The organism is Desulfobacteraceae bacterium, from assembly GCA_022340425.1.
Lineage (GTDB): Bacteria > Desulfobacterota > Desulfobacteria > Desulfobacterales > JAABRJ01 > JAABRJ01.
This window is the reverse complement of sequence record JAJDNY010000083.1, coordinates 1-16194: the sequence shown is the minus strand read 5'-3', so window position 1 is coordinate 16194 and position 16194 is coordinate 1. Positions and strand designations below refer to the sequence as shown.

Annotated in this window: 16 protein-coding genes; 5 read left to right on the top strand and 11 right to left on the bottom strand. The window is 63.7% G+C overall.

From position 1 onward, the window contains the following. Positions 1–338: hypothetical protein (locus LJE63_07690; protein ID MCG6906491.1), on the top strand; the 338-nt coding region annotated here is incomplete at its 5' end. Positions 339–469: 131 nt separating this feature from the next. Then, positions 470–1264 carry a dihydropteroate synthase gene (locus LJE63_07685; protein MCG6906490.1) on the top strand — a complete coding sequence of 265 codons (795 nt, stop codon included), beginning with the start codon at positions 470–472 and terminating at the stop codon, positions 1262–1264. Between the two features lie 42 nt (positions 1265–1306). Here LJE63_07685 and LJE63_07680 read toward each other — a convergent pair whose 3' ends face one another. Further along, positions 1307–1591, bottom strand: a complete 285-nt coding sequence (locus tag LJE63_07680) for a hypothetical protein (GenBank protein ID MCG6906489.1) — start codon at positions 1589–1591, stop codon at positions 1307–1309. Between the two features lie 104 nt (positions 1592–1695). On the opposite strand from LJE63_07680, the gene LJE63_07675 reads away from it, so the two are divergent. Next, positions 1696–3654, top strand: a complete 1959-nt coding sequence (locus tag LJE63_07675; protein MCG6906488.1) for a PBP1A family penicillin-binding protein — start codon at positions 1696–1698, stop codon at positions 3652–3654. 85 nt (positions 3655–3739) lie between these two features. Continuing rightward, positions 3740–4195: an N-acetyltransferase gene (locus LJE63_07670; GenBank protein ID MCG6906487.1), complete on the top strand. Its 456-nt coding sequence runs from the start codon at positions 3740–3742 to the stop codon at positions 4193–4195. Positions 4196–4241: 46 nt separating this feature from the next. Here the strand turns inward: LJE63_07670 and LJE63_07665 are convergent, their stop codons facing one another. The 9 genes from LJE63_07665 to LJE63_07625 all read right to left on the bottom strand — a co-directional run bounded on the left by LJE63_07665 (position 4242) and on the right by LJE63_07625 (position 13994). Continuing rightward, on the bottom strand, positions 4242–5303 hold the full coding sequence (locus tag LJE63_07665; protein MCG6906486.1) for a hypothetical protein: 1062 nt from the start codon (positions 5301–5303) through the stop codon (positions 4242–4244). A gap of 324 nt (positions 5304–5627) precedes the next feature. Next, positions 5628–6338, bottom strand: coding sequence for a TVP38/TMEM64 family protein (locus LJE63_07660; protein ID MCG6906485.1), 711 nt, complete (start codon positions 6336–6338; stop codon positions 5628–5630). Between the two features lie 31 nt (positions 6339–6369). Then, positions 6370–6663 (bottom strand): hypothetical protein, encoded by a 294-nt coding sequence (locus LJE63_07655; protein MCG6906484.1) that lies wholly within the window; start codon positions 6661–6663, stop codon positions 6370–6372. A gap of 40 nt (positions 6664–6703) precedes the next feature. Beyond that, on the bottom strand, positions 6704–7432 hold the full coding sequence (radC, locus tag LJE63_07650; protein ID MCG6906483.1) for a DNA repair protein RadC: 729 nt from the start codon (positions 7430–7432) through the stop codon (positions 6704–6706). A gap of 19 nt (positions 7433–7451) precedes the next feature. Further along, positions 7452–8486: an NAD(P)-dependent glycerol-3-phosphate dehydrogenase gene (locus tag LJE63_07645; protein MCG6906482.1), complete on the bottom strand. Its 1035-nt coding sequence runs from the start codon at positions 8484–8486 to the stop codon at positions 7452–7454. Beyond that, positions 8483–10915 carry a DNA gyrase subunit A gene (gene gyrA / locus LJE63_07640; protein MCG6906481.1) on the bottom strand — a complete coding sequence of 811 codons (2433 nt, stop codon included), beginning with the start codon at positions 10913–10915 and terminating at the stop codon, positions 8483–8485. The genes LJE63_07645 and gyrA overlap by 4 nt, the downstream gene beginning before the upstream one ends. A 139-nt stretch (positions 10916–11054) precedes the next feature. Further along, positions 11055–12143: an AI-2E family transporter gene (locus LJE63_07635; GenBank protein ID MCG6906480.1), complete on the bottom strand. Its 1089-nt coding sequence runs from the start codon at positions 12141–12143 to the stop codon at positions 11055–11057. Between the two features lie 283 nt (positions 12144–12426). Continuing rightward, positions 12427–12639 (bottom strand): hypothetical protein, encoded by a 213-nt coding sequence (locus tag LJE63_07630; GenBank protein MCG6906479.1) that lies wholly within the window; start codon positions 12637–12639, stop codon positions 12427–12429. A 68-nt stretch (positions 12640–12707) separates the two neighbouring features. After that, a complete protein-coding gene (locus LJE63_07625) occupies positions 12708–13994 on the bottom strand; it encodes an acetyl-CoA C-acetyltransferase (GenBank protein MCG6906478.1) in 1287 nt (428 codons plus the stop codon). Positions 13995–14093: 99 nt separating this feature from the next. Here LJE63_07625 and LJE63_07620 point away from each other — a divergent pair, with 99 nt between their 5' ends. Beyond that, a complete protein-coding gene (locus tag LJE63_07620; protein ID MCG6906477.1) occupies positions 14094–14873 on the top strand; it encodes an NRDE family protein in 780 nt (259 codons plus the stop codon). A gap of 28 nt (positions 14874–14901) precedes the next feature. Here LJE63_07620 and LJE63_07615 read toward each other — a convergent pair. Further along, positions 14902–16194, bottom strand: a 1293-nt coding sequence (locus LJE63_07615) for a replication-associated recombination protein A (protein MCG6906476.1), incomplete at its 5' end; no start/stop codon positions are given.

The following is a 16194-nucleotide window of genomic DNA, read 5'->3' as shown; positions in this document are numbered from 1 at the left end:
GCATCAGCGTCGAAACGCTCGCCTACCCCCTCCAGTGGCTGACCCCGCTGATCCTCGAACTCGATCTGGCGGTCTGTTTGGATCTTGGCCACCTCCTGCTCTATGACCTCGATCTGGAAGACAACTGGCGGGCATTTGCCGGACGCACCACCATCCTTCACCTGCACGGGGTGGACGACGGCCGCGACCACCTCGGCCTGGAGCGCCTGCCGCCGGCCGACATGGCGCGCGTCCTGCCGCTGCTGGAAAGCTTCCGGGGAACCGTTTCGCTGGAGGTCTTTTCCTACAAACGCCTGGCGGCTTCCATCGCCCACCTGGCGGCCTGCTGGCCGGCCTGACGGCCCCCCGGCCGGGAAATTGCCGACAGCCGCGGCGGAGAGTTTGCGGGGTTGCATTCGCGCGGGAGGGACGTTAAGAAGAAAGCCGCTGAGCGCTTTAGCGGCGCTTGCAAAAAAAGGAAGGAGCGCCCGTGCTGCTGGTGGCCGACAACCTTCAGATTACCGATCCGGCGATCGCAGCGGCCTTGGCCGCCCGCGACCCCCGTCCGGTATGTGAACTCGTCCAAAGATGCGCGGCGGCCGGCGCCCAGGCCATCGACGTCAATTCCGGCCCGTTGACGCACGACCCCCAAACCCAGATGACCTTTCTGGTGGAGGCGGTGCGCAGCGCCACCGATCTGCCGCTTCTGATCGACACAGCCAACCCGGCGGCCATGGAGGCCGGCCTGCGGGCCGCCGGACCGGGGACCATCATCAACGGGTTTTCACTGGAGCCGGCCAAATTGGCGCGCATCCTGCCCCTGGCACGAGCCTATGATGCCGACATCATCGGCTTTCTGCTGACCCCCGGAAGCCACGTGCCCCAGGACGCCGCCGAGCGTCTGGGCCTGGCGGTGGACCTCCTGCAGTCCTGCCAGGCGGCGGGCATCGCGCCCCAGCGGCTGATCATCGACCCGGTGGTGGTGCCCCTCGCCTGGCAGGACGGCAATCGGCAGGCCCGCGAGATGCTGACCATTCTGCGCCAGCTGCCGGAGGTGCTGGGGTTTCCCGTCAGGACCATCGCCGGGCTTTCAAACCTGACCACCGGCAGGGGTTACCGCCGGCAGCGCCTGCTGCTGGAGCAAACCTATCTGCCGATGCTGGCGGCGGCCGGTCTCGACATGGTCCTGATGAACGTCCTCCACAGCGAAACGGTGGCGGTCGGCTGCGCCTGCCGGTTGCTGACATCCGGTGGCGTCTTCACCTGGGAAGAGGTCCGCTGGTAGACGCGGGAGCCGGAAGTCCGGCGCCCGGCCGACGGCATCGCGTCAGTTCTTGGCGGCTTTTGCCGCGGCCTCGAATTTGCGGTTGATTTCCAGGGTCATAGCGGCGGCCTCCTCCAGCAGCGCGGCGGCATCGGGCAGCCCGTTTTCCCGGGCGCGGTCCGCCCAGTCGCGATATCCGGCGGCATGATCGGCGTTGTGCTGCAGCCAATGCTCCAGGAGCTTCAGGAACTTCTCTTGGAAGCTGAGGGCGGGTTGCTCGGCGGCGTGGTGATGGGGGTGGTGATGATGGTCATGGGGGTCGTGATCATGATGGTGGTGGTCATGCATGCGGGATCTCCTTGGGGGACGGGCGGCTCAAAAAGCGTTGCGGGCCTGCCGACGAAGGCCGCCCGCGGCGACTGCCGACCTGCTTCATAACACCAAGACCGGCCATGTTCAAGCTGCCCTTTTCCAAAACCGGCCTGATAGCCGTGCTCGGCGCGATTCTGGCCCTGGGCTGCGGTGCGCTTTTCGGCGCGCTGCTGGCCCTGACCCGCGACCTTCCCCAAATTCGCTCCCTGGAGGGCTTCAGCCCCTCGGCGGTTACTCGGATCTACTCCGCCGACGGGCTCCCGCTGGCCGAACTGTTTCAGGAGAACCGGGATCCGGTAGCCCTCTCGGATATCCCGGCCGACCTCATATCCGCGCTGCTGACCACCGAGGACCGCAATTTCTACCACCACAGCGGGGTCGATCCTAAGGGGGTCCTGCGCGCCGCCGCCAGGAACATCCGCGCCGGCGCCTTCGTCGAAGGGGCCAGCACCATCAGCCAACAGATCGCCAAAACCCTTTTTCTGACACCCAAAAAGACCCTGGTGCGCAAACTCCGGGAGGCCATTCTGGCCTTTCAGCTGGAACGCCGCTACACCAAGGACGAGATCCTGACCCTTTACCTCAACCAGATCTATCTGGGCAGCGGCGCCTATGGCGTTGCCGCCGCGGCCAGGCGCTATTTCGACAAACCGGTGACGGATCTGAACCTCGCCGAATGCGCCCTGATCGCCGGTCTGCCCAAGGCGCCGTCGCGCTATTCCCCCCTGGTCAATCCAGACCTGGCCCTGGCGCGCCGAAACCTCGTTCTGCGGCAGATGCGCGATAACGGCGCCATCAGCGCCGAGCGCTACCACCTGGCGCTTTCAAGTCCCCTGGCAACAAGCCCCGCCAGCCGCCGGGAAACCCCCGTGGCCCCTTATTTCATCGAGACCGTCAAGGCCGAATTGGAGGCCGCCGTCGGCCCGGCGCGTCTCTACCGGGAAGGCCTGCGGGTTGTCACGACGCTCTCAAGCCGCCTGCAAGCCGCGGCCGAAAGTACCCTGGGCAGGGGACTTGAGACGCTCAATGGATCCCAAAGCCAAGTTCACGGGGTGCCCCCGGTGGAAGGAGCTTTGATCTGCCTGGACATCCACACCGGCGGCATCCTAGCCCTGGTGGGAGGTGCCGACTTTTCCCGCAGCCCCTTCAACCGCGCCACGGCGGCCCGGCGGCAGCCCGGCTCGGCCTTCAAGCCGCTGCTCTTTGCCTGCGCCATCGAGCAGGGGTTTACCCAGGCCTCGCCGCTGCTGGACGCACCGGTGGTGTTTCGGGGGGCGGACCAGGGCCGCGACTGGGCGCCGGCCAATTTCAGCCCCGGCTTCGAGGGCGAGATCCCCCTGCGCAAGGCCCTGGCCCTGTCCAAAAACATTCCGGCGGTTCGGCTGCTGGAGAAAGTCGGCCCCCAGGCGGTGGTCCGCTTTGCCCACCGCCTGGGGATCGAATCCCCGCTGCAGCCGAACCTGTCCCTGGCTTTAGGCGCCAGCGAGGTGACGCTGGCGGAGTTGACCGCGGCCTATGCCGTCTTCGCCCGCCAGGGTAACCATATCCGGCCCTTCGTCCTGGCGGAGGTGCAGGATCGCGTGGGCCGGGTCATCTGGCGGGCCCGCCCCCAGAAAAGCGCCGCCATGTCCCGCGAGGACGCGGCCATCACCACCGACCTGCTGACCGCAGTGATCCGGGAGGGCACCGGCCGTGGCGCCGAGGTTCCGGGGCACCCGCTGGCGGGCAAAACCGGCACCACCGACGAATACCGCGATGCCCTGTTTGTGGGCTTCTCGCCGGAGATCGCCGCGGGGGTCTGGGTCGGCCGCGACGACCGGCGTCCCATCGGCCCGGAGGCCAGCGGCGCCCGAAGCGCACTGCCCATCTGGACCGATTTCATGCGGACGGCGTTGGCTGGCCGGCCGACAGCGGGCTTTGACGTCCCCCCGAGCCTGACGCGGGTCTTGATGGACCCCGCCAGCGGCCGTGCGGCAGGCCCGCCCCCATCCCCGGCGGTGGGGGCGCTTTTCAAAAAAGGCACAACCCCCCGGCCGTGAGCCCCGCCGGCGGTCGCCGGAGGGGCACGGGACGCCGCTATTTTTCCAGTTTGATTTGACCTTAGCGCATGCTATAGAGCCGGCCATGATCCGCAAAGCCAAAATCAGTGACATCAAGGCCATCCACGGCCTGCTGCAGGAGTATGGGCGCCAGGGCAAACTGCTGGCGCGCCCGCTGAGCGAGCTCTACGACCATGTCCGGGATTTTTACGTCTGGGAGGCGCCCGAGAGCGGCCTGGTCCTTGGCTGCTGCGCGCTGCAGTTCTGCTGGGAGGATCTCGCCGAGATCCGATCCCTGGCCGTCCGGGCCGAGCATGTGGGCCGACACATCGGCCACCAACTGACCGCAACGGCCATCGCCGAAGCCCGGGCCTACAATATCCGCAAGGTGTTCACCCTGACCTACGAACCGGGCTTCTTCCGCAAGTTCGGCTTCACGGTCATCGACCGCGCCGAACTGCCCCTCAAGATATGGTCCGGCTGCATCACCTGCGTCAAATTTCCCGATTGCGACGAAACCGCGATGATGAAGGTCCTCTGAAAACCCCACCGGCGCCGGCCACGGGCGTGGATCGCCGCCAGCCTCTTCAGGAATAGATCATATTGATGGACAGCGGGGGGTATTTCCAGACCCCCGGTTTGGGCAGGATATGCTGCCCGTCGACGGACAGCCAGTTGAGGTCGAACTTGATTTCCCGCAGCTTGCCGTCATCCGGCCGGCGGGCGTGGTTGGTGTAGCTGTAAGTGGTTTGGAAAAGGCAGATGCCGTTTTTGCCGCAGTGCGCCACCAGGTAGTTCTTCTTGAAAGTCCGCAGGGCCATCTTGCTTTCGGCGGCGATTCGGGCCATGTCGTCGACGGAGAGCTTCATCAGCACCGCCTTGGAGGTCCCCCGCTCGGAAATCCGGAGGAGCGCCCGCGATTCGCTGCTGCTGGCGTAAACCGTGCTGATGCAGGGGATCCGCTTGAGGTACTGGGCCGCGACGATGGCCGCGGTCCGGCGCCCCCCGGCCATTACCGGCAGGCCGTAGTATTCGAAGAATTTTTTTTGGACGTCCTCGGCGTATTTGTCCCCTTTTTCGTAGAGGTCCTTGGAGATATAGCGCAAACTGCGGGCGAGGTCCTCGGCGGCATCGGCGATGGGCCAGTCGATGCGCACATGGAAGTGGGACAGGTAGTAACGGTCGCGGATGCGGGTGCTCGGGTCGCGCTGGATCAGCAGGGCGTAGTCCACCGGCAGGAGGACTTTTACGAAATCATAAAAATGGACCGAATCCAGATATTTCTGATTGCGGTCGAAATCGTCTCGCAGGGGCAGGCTCTTGGACTGCAGCAAATTGGTCTTGGTGGTCCGGTTGACATCGAAGAAGCGGATGTATTTTTTGTTGACCGGAGGAATGGCATCCTCCACAAAGATCACCAGGAAAGTATTTTGGCATTCGTATTCTATGTCTGGGATGCGCGCCCGGGGCTTGAGTTCGCGCTTTTCCACGAAAGGGTAGTCCTCCCCCTGGCTGCAGAATCGGCTGTAGGAATCGATCAGTGCATATCGGAGCATGAACTGGTCCAGTTCGTCCCGCAGGATTTCATAGTAAGACCGCCGCAAGCGGTTCGCCTGACTCAGTTCTTCCCGCACACTCCAGTATGCCACCCCAACCTCCTTGGCTGACGGTTCCGCAAAAAGCCCAATTTCTGCGTTGCGCTTCATCTCAAAGTCGCTGCGGCGTACATTAGTGCGCCTCACGCCGCTGAGATTCGCGCGCCTTGAACTTGGCGCTTTTTTCGAAACCGTCTGAGTTTTGACTTTTTACCGCTTCATCTTGGCTGATATGGTTATGGTCTGAGGTCCCGAAAGGTCGGTATTAGGGAAGTCGTTTCCCGTTCATTTTTTTGCACAGTGTCAATTTTCGTTATCGGCCCCGGGCCCCGAAACTGGAATCCGCTCACTCCCCGGCCGTAAGCCGCCAGCCCTGCCTCAATGGGTGTTCATGCGCTCCACCCAGCGATAGATCGCCTCCCGGAAGCGGTAGGCCAACAGCCCCGCCAGCAGAGAGCCCACCAAGACCAGGCCGAACACCCCGTACATGCGCTCGTAAATTGCGGCACCCTGTAGGCTGAGCAGCAAGGTCCCCGGCATCCGCCCGATGGCCGCCAGGATCAGAAACACCTTCCACGGCAGCGTGCTGAGGCCCAGAAAAAGACAGAGGTAATCTTTGGGAAAGCCGGGCAGCACAAACAGGCAGAACACCACGATGAGCCCCTGGCGTTTGAGAAGGGTGTCAAACTGGGCCAGTCTTTCAGCCGGGATCAGCTTGCGGACATAGCGTCTGCCCAAAAACCGCCCGATGGCGAAATTGATCCCTGAGCCCGCCGTGAGAGCGAGGCTGGAATAGAGGAACCCCAGCCCGGTGCCGAAAAGATAGCCCCCGATAAATCCGGTGGCTTCACCGGGCACCGGTGCGAAAATCACCTGCAGCACCTGGAGGGCCATGAAGATCAGCGGCGCCCAGAGTCCGAAGGAGGCGATATAGGCTTCAACCGCCGCGCGGTCGGCCAGAAAGCGAACCCCCGCGCCCAGCAGCTCCCAGATCGGGCCGGCCAAATACCAGGCGGCGGCCGCCGCAACGATCCCCAGCAGCAGCATAGGCAGCAGATATTTGCGGGACAAAAACCTTTTGACGGGCATTCCCACCTGTCTCACTTCGGCGGGCGGCGTTTCAGGCGCCATCTGGGCCCTCGGGCTTTTTGGCATCGGCCTGGCGGCGGCGCAGATCCTTTTTGCGCGACCAGCGCTGAAAAAAACCGATCATCCCGGCGGCGTATGCCCGATCGACCGATTCCTCCCGGACCCCCAACCCATCGGCGCCGTCCATGGCGCTGCGCAGGCATTCGGTTTTGAAAACGCAGATCATACATTGCCGTGGCGTGTGGCGCAAGCCGTCGGGCCCCTTGGGGAAAACGGTTTTTAAATCGCCGAAGCAGGGGGGGTGGCGGTTGGGTTTGGGGTCCATGGAGCGTCCTTTTCGCTGGGGTAACGCGGTGCCGGAGACCTTAGGGGTGCCGGTCTTCGAATTCCCGGTTCATGCGGGCGATCTGGCCGCTGTCGGCAAAGCTGAAATAGCGGTTGTTGCCCACGATGATATGCTCGTGAACCGTGATCCCCATCACCCGGCAGGCGAAGACCAGCTGGCGCGTGAGGGCCACGTCCTGGGTCGACGGGGCCGGGTCTCCGGAGGGGTGGTTGTGGGCGAAAATCAGCGCCGCGGCATGATGCGTCAGGGCGGCCCGCACCACCTCGCGGGGGTAGACCGAACTGGCGGTCAGCGTCCCCTCGAAAAGGTCTTCGCTGGCCAGCACGCGGTTGCGGACATCCAGGTAGAGCACCTTGAAGCATTCCCGCGTGCGGTCGCGCAGGCTGCCGTAGAGATAGTCGAAAAGCGCCCGCGAGTTGCTGAGCGGGTCGCCTTTCAAAACCTTGCTTTCGAGGTAGCGTTCGGCCACCGCTTTCACCAGGCGGATGCCCAGGGCGTTGCGCGGCCCGATGCCCGCCACCTGGGTCAGCTCCGCAGGGGATGCTTCCAGCACCCCCTGCAGGGTTTTAAAGCGCGCCAGGGCCGCCTTGGCGGACGTCTTGCAGTCCCTGCGGGGGGTCGCCAGGGTGAGCAGCAGCTCGATCACCTCGTAGTCGTGAAACCCGGCCAGCCCTGCCGCCAGAAACCGCTCCCGCAACCGCTGCCGGTGCCCGTCCGCCTTTTGCGGCGTAGCGGAGATCGTCCCCATTTTTACTCGGCACCCCGGGTCAAAAGTCATCCAGTTCATGCTTCAGGTCCCGGGTCATCAAATTTTGAAGGGCCTTACGGGGGGATTCATCGTCGTAGAGGATGTGGTAGATCTCGTGTGAAATGGGCATCTCGACCCCCAGTTTGCGGGAGAGGTTGTAGACCGACTTGGCCGTTTTGACCCCCTCGGCCACCATCCGCATCTCACCCAGGATCTGCGAGAGCTTCATCCCTTCGCCGATTTTCTTGCCCACCGTGTGGTTACGCGACAGGTCGCCGGTGCAGGTCAGCAGCAGATCCCCGACGCCGGCCAGGCCGGTGAAGGTGCGGGGATTGGCCCCCAGCCGCAGGCCCAGGCGGCGGATCTCGGTAAGCCCGCGGGTGATCAGGGCGGCGCGCGTGTTCAGGCCCAGCCCCAGGCCGTCGATGATGCCGGCGGCGATCGCGATCACGTTCTTGACCGCACCGCCCAGTTCAACGCCGATCAGGTCTTGGCTGGTGTAGACTCGGAAGGAGGGGGTGGCGAAGGCCGCCTGCACCAGCCGCGCGTCGCCGTCGTCGCTGGCGGCCAGGGTCACCGCGGTGGGCACGTTGCGGGCCACCTCGCGCGCAAAACTGGGGCCCGACAAAACCGCCAGGTGGGATTGGGGAATCATGGGCAGCGTTTCGCGCAGGATCCCCGACATGGTGAGATGGGTGACGTTCTCGATCCCCTTGGAGGCCGACACCACCACCGGTGTCCCGCTGATGGCGGCCGCCATATCCTGGCTGACGGCCCGCATGACATGGGAGGGTACGACCACCAGCAGCAGGTCCTTCCCGGCCACCACCGCCCCCAGATCGTTGGAAGGCGTCAGGTTCTCCGAGAGGGTGACACCCGGCAAAAAGACCTGGTTTTCACGGTGGTTGAGGATCTGGTCCCTGACCTCCGCCTCGAACACCCACTGCTGCACCTGGTAGCCTTTGCCGGCCAGCAGGTTGGCCAGCGCCGTGCCCCAGCTGCCGGCCCCGATCACGGCGATGCGCAGGCTGCCGCTGTCTGATGTTGGCTTCATTCCACTACTTCCTTCTCCGCCAGTCTGGCGGTGCTGACGATGCGCTCATCGGGCTCCATGCCCATGAGGGTGACCCCCTGGGTGTTGCGGCTGATGACCGAGATGCCGTTGACGGGAATCCGGATGATCTTGCCGCGGTCGGTGATCAGCATCACCTCATCGTCTTCCGCCACCAGGTGGATGGCGACCACGAGGCCGTTGCGCTCGGTTGTCTTGATGGTGATGACCCCTTTGCCGCCCCGTTTTTGAATCGGGTATTCGTCGATCAAGGTCCGCTTGCCGAAGCCGTTTTCGGTGGCCGTAAACAGCGTCTGTCCGTGGCTGAGCACCTCCATGCTGACGATGCGGTCCCCCGGCGCGAGGCTCATGCCACGCACCCCGCGGGCGGTCCGACCGGTGGGGCGCACCTCGGATTCCAGAAAGCGAATCGACTGACCCATGGCCGAGCCCAGAAAAACGTTGCGGGTGCCGTCGGTGATCCGGGCCGCGATCAGTTCGTCGCCCTCCATCAGGTCCACGGCGATGATCCCGCCGGCCCGCGGACGGCTGAAGGCCATGAGGTCGGTCTTTTTGATAACCCCGTTTTTGGTGGCCATCAGGACATGATGCCCGGGTTCAAAAGCCGGCACCGCCAGCACGGTGGTGAGGTTCTCACCCTCCTCGAAATCCAGCAGGTTGACGATCGCCTTACCCCGGCTTTGGCGACCGGACAGGGGCAGATCGTAGACCTTGATCCAGTAAACCTTGCCGCGGTTGGTGAAAAAGAGCAGAAAATGGTGGGTGGAGGCCACGAACAGGTGTTCGACGAAATCCTCCTCCTTGGTCCCCATGGCGGTCTTGCCCCGGCCGCCGCGCCGCTGGCTCTGGTAGAGGCTCAGCGGGTTGCGTTTGATGTAGCCGCTGTTGGAGATGGTGACCACCATGTCCTCCTCGGCGATCATATCCTCGATGCTGATGTCCGGGGCGGCTTCGACGATTTCGGTGCGGCGCCCGTCGCCGAACTCGGCCTTGATCTCGCGCAGTTCCTCCTGGATGATGTCCAGCACGAGGCGCTCGCTGCCCAGGATTTCGCGGAAGCGCGCGATGTCCTTGAGCACGGTTTCGTACTCCTCGACGATTTTATCGCGCTCCAGCCCCGTCAGCCGTTGCAGGCGCATGTCCAAAATGGCCTGGGCCTGGATGTCGGTCAGACTGAAGGCCGCCATCAGGCGGCTTTTGGCTTCGACCGGTGAGCTGGACTGGCGAATCATGCCGACCACCGCGTCGAGGTTGTCCAGCGCGGTCTTGAGACCTTCGAGAATGTGGGCCCGGGCCTCGGCCTTTTTCAGGTCGAAGCGGGTGCGCCGGACGATAATCTGTTTGCGGTGGTCGATGAAGTGGTCCAGGATTTCGCGCAGCGACAGCAGCTCCGGGCGGCCGTCGACCACGGCCAGAAAGATGATCCCGAAGCTGGTGGACATCTGGGTGTGCTTGTAGAGCTGGTTGAGGACGACGCCGCCCATGGCCTCGCGCTTGACCCCGATGGCAATCCGCATGCCCTGACGGTCGGACTCGTCGCGCACGAAGCTGACACCCTCGATCTGCTTGTTCTTGACGAGTTCGGCGATCTTTTCGATCAGCCGGGCCTTGTTGACCTGATAGGGCAGTTCGGTGACGATGATGCTCTCGCGCCCGCTTTTGTCCTCCTCCTCGACGCAGGCGCGCGCCCGCACCCGGATGATCCCCCGCCCGGTCTGGTAGGCCTCGCGGATTCCCTGGGTGCCGTATATGATCCCGGCAGTGGGGAAATCCGGCCCGGGGATAAAGGCCATCAATTCCTCCGAGCTGAGCTCGGGGGAGTCGATCAGGGCGTTGATGGCGTCGACGGCCTCGGTGATATTGTGGGGCGGGATGTTGGTGGCCATGCCGACTGCGATGCCCGAAGAGCCGTTGATCAGCAGCGAGGGTATTTTGGCCGGCATGACGGCCGGCTCGCTGAGGGACTCGTCGTAGTTGGGGACCCAGTCAACGGTTTCCTTGTCCAGATCGGCCAGCATCTGATGCGCCAGGCGCGTCATGCGGATTTCGGTGTAGCGCATGGCTGCCGCCGGGTCGCCGTCGATGGAGCCGAAGTTTCCCTGGCCGTCGACCATCGGGTAGCGCAGCGAAAAGTCCTGGGCCATCCGCACGATCGTGTCGTATACGGCCGAGTCGCCGTGGGGATGGTACTTGCCGATGACATCGCCGACGATGCGCGCCGATTTCTTGTAGGGTTTGTTCCAGTCGTTGCTGAGCTCGCTCATAGCGAAGAGCACCCGCCGGTGAACCGGCTTGAGCCCGTCGCGCACGTCGGGCAGGGCCCGGCCGATGATAACGCTCATGGCATAATCGAGATAGGACTTGCGCATTTCCTTCTCGATGCTGATCTCAGGGTAGAATTCTGTCTGCATGTGGGTTCAGTCCTGACTGTTGGGGCGGCCTTCGCGGCGGGTATAAAAATTTAAAGCCCAGACCGCTGGCGCTGCCCGAGAAAGCGGGAAAGATATGCCCGCCCGGGAAAAATCGGGTTGGTTCGGGGCCGGTCGGCGATCAGGGCTCCTTGCCGCTGGGGGCGATCAGCGCCTGGTAGTTGACCCGGTAAATTTCCGTCAGGGTCAGAAACGCCGTCACCACCAGGGGGCCGTAGATGATGCCCAGAATGCCAAAGAGCTTCATCCCCCCCAAAATGGCCAAGAACACCAGCAAGGTGTGCATCCGCACCCGCGAACCGACCAGTTTGGGCTTGAAGAAATACTCGATGCCGCAGGAAACCACGACGTAAAAAACCAGAAAGAAAATGCCGGCTGCAATCCGCCCCTTCATCAGCAAAAATACCGACGTCGGCACCAGCACCACCCCGATCCCTACGATGGGTAAAAAGGCCAGGATGGCCATAATCACCCCCCAGAGAATGGGCGAACTCAAGCCGCAGAGGGCGAACAGGGCCCCGCCGAGAACACCCTGGATCAGGCCGCAGATGCCATTGCCGATCAGGATGGCCCCGGCCATGTCGCGGAATTTCTGCACCAGCATGTGATCCTGGCGCTGGGGCAGCGGCGAGAGGTCCTCGATAAAGGCCACCAGCCGCTCGCCGTCGATCAACAGGAAAAAGCTGACCAGCAGCATCATGAAGAAGTTAAACAGAAAGCTCAGCGTATTGGCGGCAATCGCATTGGCCTGTTTGTAAAGAAACAGGCCGACCTCCTTGCCAAGCTCCGTCAAAGCGGCATTGAGGGTCTCGCCGGTCACCTGGAAATGGAAAGGCGCCAGAAACGCGTTGATCTGCTCCAACATCCGGCTGCCCTCCAGCAGCTGCCGGATCTCCCCGCCCAGCACGGCGCCGAGAGCCTTGTGGTAAAGATCGTTGGCCTCGCTGGCCAGCACCCCCACCAGAAAAATAATCGGGAGAAACAGAATGAAAAAAATAACGCCGCAGGTAAACAGCGAGGCCAGCCGGGGGGGGATCCCCCAGGGCCGAATCAAAAGTTCATAGAGCGGGTGAAAGGCGCTGCTCACCACCGCGGCCAGAATGATGATCGACAGAAACGGCCGCATCAACCAGCCCAGCAGCAAGATGGAGACCACGAACAGAACCAGGAAAAACGCCAGAATCGTGTAGCGAAGACGGCTGTTGTCCATCTGACTGCTCTTTCCCGCCAACCGCTTCGGAAAAACCGCCAAAGGCGCCGGAGCATGGCCGCCGCCGCACCGGTTTGCAGACGAAACCAGGGCAACGGGCAGCACAATTGATACGCCGCCGCGCCGCCGCCGGAAATACTGCCGGCGGCGGCGCGGGTCTGATCAATCAAGAAATTCTAAAGGTTCGGGGCCGCGGCTGAGGTTGAGGTTGGTGGGCAAACCGAAGGCCGGCTGACGGGCGATGCACCCTTGTTTTTACCGCACCCCTCACCGGACAGGGGGATTATCTGCTGACCAACGCACCGGCGACCAGCAGCAAAAGCACCTGGTAAATCAACACCGGTTTCAAATCGCCGAAGAGGGCAAAAACGATCCCGCCGCCGACGATCACCGGAACGCCAAAAACCACCAAAATGGCCAATCTTCTCGAAATATCCATTATCGCTTGACTCCTTTGGGCTGCCGCAGGTCCTTTTTTGCCGGTGGAGGCGCCCAAGACGCTTCCACAATTTTTTATTTATAGCAATAAGCACCTATAAAGTAAAGAAAAAACGCCGCTTGGGATCATCTTTCAATCACCATCGCCATGCCCATGCCGCCGCCGATGCACATGGTGATCAGGGCGCTGTTTTTACCGCTTCGTTTGAGATGGTTCATGGCGGTGACCATCTGGCGGGCGCCGGTGCACCCGATGGGGTGCCCCAGGGAGATGCCGCTGCCCAGCTGGTTGGGGAAGTCCGTCGCGATCCCCAGCTCACGCATGCAGCCAATGGCCTGGGCGGCGAAGGCCTCGTTGAGTTCGATGATGTCCAAATCCTTGACGCTCATGCCGGTTTTTTTGAGCACCTTGCGTACCGCCGGCACCACCCCGAGCCCCATGAAAGCCGGGTCCACCCCGCCAGCGGCGTAGGCCTTGATCCGCGCAATCGGCTCCAGGCCCAGTTCGGCGGCCTTTTGGGCACTCATCAAAACCACCGCGGCGGCCGCATCGTTGATGCCGGAGGCATTGCCGGCGGTCACGCTGCCGTCGGATTTGAAGGCCGGCCGCAGTTTGGCCATCTTCTCGAGGTTGGTGTCCATGGGGCGCTCATCGGTATCGAAAACGATATCCCCCTTGCGGCTCTTGATCACCACCGGTTCGATTTCCTGGGCAAAAAGGCCGTCGGTGATGGCCTTGCGAGCCCGGCTGTGGCTGAGCACGCCCAGTTCGTCCTGCTCGCGGCGGCTGATGGCGTAGGTGGCGGCGATGTTTTCGGCAGTGATGCCCATGTGGTAGCCGTAGAAAATTTCGTAAAGGCCGTCGAAGACCATCAGATCGTAGATCTCGCCGGTGCCGGTGAGTTCCATGCGGTGGCCCCAGCGAGCCTTGGGCAGCGCCATGGGAGCGAGACTCATGTTCTCCTGCCCGCCGGCAACGACCACGTCGGCGTCCCCGCAGCGGATGGCGTCGGCCGCGAGAGCGATCGCCTTGAGGCCCGAGCCGCAGACCTTGTTGATCGTGAAGGCCGGGGTTTCCTTGGGAATGCCGGCGCGGATCATGGCCTGGCGGGCGGTGTTCTGGCCCTGGCAGGCCTGCAGGACGTTACCCATGATGACCTCGTCGACGTTAACCGGCGTGGCGCCCGCGTCCCAATCGTGGCCGGCTTTTTCCGGCTCCGCCAGCCCCCGGCCCTGCAATTTGTCCGGCGCCAGCGCCTGCACATCCGCACCCGGCTCCGGCCGCAACCCGGCTCTCTTGAGGGCCGCCTTCATGACCAGCGCACCCAGATCCACCACCGACACTGTTTTCAGCCCGCCGCCGAAGGCCCCGATGGCCGTCCGCGCTCCGCTAACCAAGACCACCTCACGCATGTTGACTTCCTCCCTTTTTGTCGTATGAAAAGATTTTCTGTTAACAAATCAAATTTTGATAACTATCATAATTCCGAATCTCTGGTCAATGGGGACGCAATGTGCTTGATTCTCTTCGCCTACCGGATCCGTCCGGATTATCCGCTGGTTTTGGCCGCCAATCGCGATGAGTTCTATGCCAGGCCCACAGCCCCGCTGGGCTTTTGGCAGGATCAAAAGAAGATCCTGGCCGGCCGCGACCTGAAGGCCCGCGGCACCTGGATGGGAGCTGCTGCCGACGGACGGTGGGCCGCCATCACCAACTACCGCGACCCGGCGGCGCTCAAGGCCAATGCCCCAAGCCGCGGTCGCCTGGTAATCGATTTTCTCGCCGGCAACCAGCCGCCCCTGGCCTACCTGGAAGGCCTGCGCCCCCAAAGCGGGCGCTTCAACGGCTTCAACCTCCTGGTGGGCGACCGTGCGGACCTGTTCTTTTTTTCCAACCGCAACGGCCGCATCCAACGCCTGCGCACCGGTCTCTACGGTCTAAGCAACCACCTGCTGGACACCCCCTGGCCCAAAGTCGCACGCGGCAAAAAGCGGCTTGGGCGGCTGCTGGCGGCGGGCCCCGTCACGGCCGAGGTGGTCTTCGACCTTCTCAGCGATCGCACCCCAGCCCCGGACCAGTGCCTCCCGAAAACGGGCGTCGACCAGGAGTGGGAGCGGCGCCTGTCACCGCTTTTTATCACCAGCCGCGACTACGGCACCCGTTCATCGAGCCTTCTGCTGATGGACCGCGAGGGGGCGCTGAGGATCACCGAGCGCAGCTTTGGCAGCGACCCGCCCGGCGGTTGGGAGCCTCCGGACCGGACGTTTTGGTTGCCGGCCGCGGGGCTGTGACCTGCTCCCGATTGCGGGACCTGCGGCCTCACGTCCGCCCCTCGTCCTCGCCGGCCGCCTGCAACCGCCGCCACCGGTCCAGCCGCCGCTTGACGCTCTGCTCGTAGCCGCGTTCGGTGGGGTGGTAAAAGCGCCGCCCGCGCAGTTCGTCCGGCAGGTGGTGCTGGGGTGCGCAGGCCTCGGGAAAGTCGTGGGCATACTGGTAGCCCCGGCCGTAACCGAGATCACGCATCAAAGCGGTGGGGGCGTTGCGCAGGTGCAGCGGAACCGGCAGGCTGCCAGTCTTCCGAACGGCCGCCCGCACCTCGCTGTAAGCGCGGTAGACGCTGTTGCTCTTGGGAGCGGTGGCAAGATAGACGGCGGCCTGGGCCAAGGCCAGCTCGCCTTCGGGGTGGCCCAGAAATCGAAACGCCTCCACGGCCTGCATGGCGACCCCCAGGGCGTAGGGGTCGGCGTTGCCGACATCCTCGGAGGCGAAGCGCACCATCCGGCGGGCGATGTAAAGCGCATCCTCGCCGGCCGCCAGCATCCGCCCCAGCCAGTAAAGGGCGGCGTCCGGGTCGCTGCCCCGCATGCTTTTGTGAAGGGCCGAAATCAGGTTGTAGTGTTCTTCCCCGGCCTTGTCGTAGCGCAGCGCCTTGCGCTGCAGGGCCTTTTCCACATCCACCAGCCGCACCCGGCCCTCGGAGCCTTCGGCGGCCAACGCCGCCGCCAGCTCCAGACCGTTGAGGGCGCTGCGGGCATCGCCGCCGGCAATCCGCACCAGATGCTCGCGCGCGTCGGCCTCGAGGCGAAGCCCGAGCCGCCCCAAGCCGCGGTCGCCATCGGCCAGAGCGCGGTCCAGGACCAGCGCGATCTCCTCGGGTTGCAGGGGGTTGAGGGTAACCACGCGGCAGCGGGAAAGAAGTGGCGCGATGACTTCAAACGAGGGGTTTTCGGTGGTGGCCCCGATCAGGGTGATCAGGCCGCTCTCCACGTGGTGCAGGAAGGCGTCCTGCTGGGCTTTGTTGAAGCGGTGGATTTCGTCCACAAAAAGGACCGTCCGCCGGCGATGGATCTTGAGCTGCTCGCGGGCCTCGGCCACCACCGCGCGGATCTCCTTGACCCCCGAGAGGACCGCCGAAAACTGGGTGAAGTGCGAGCGGGTCTCCCGGGCGATGATCCGGGCCAGGGTGGTTTTGCCGCAGCCCGGCGGCCCCCAGAGAATCATCGAGAAGATCCGGTCGCGGGCAACGGCCCGCCGCACCAGACCGTCCGCCCCCACCACGTGCCCCTGACCCACGAACTCGTCCAGACTGCGCGGCCGCATCCGCTCGGCCAG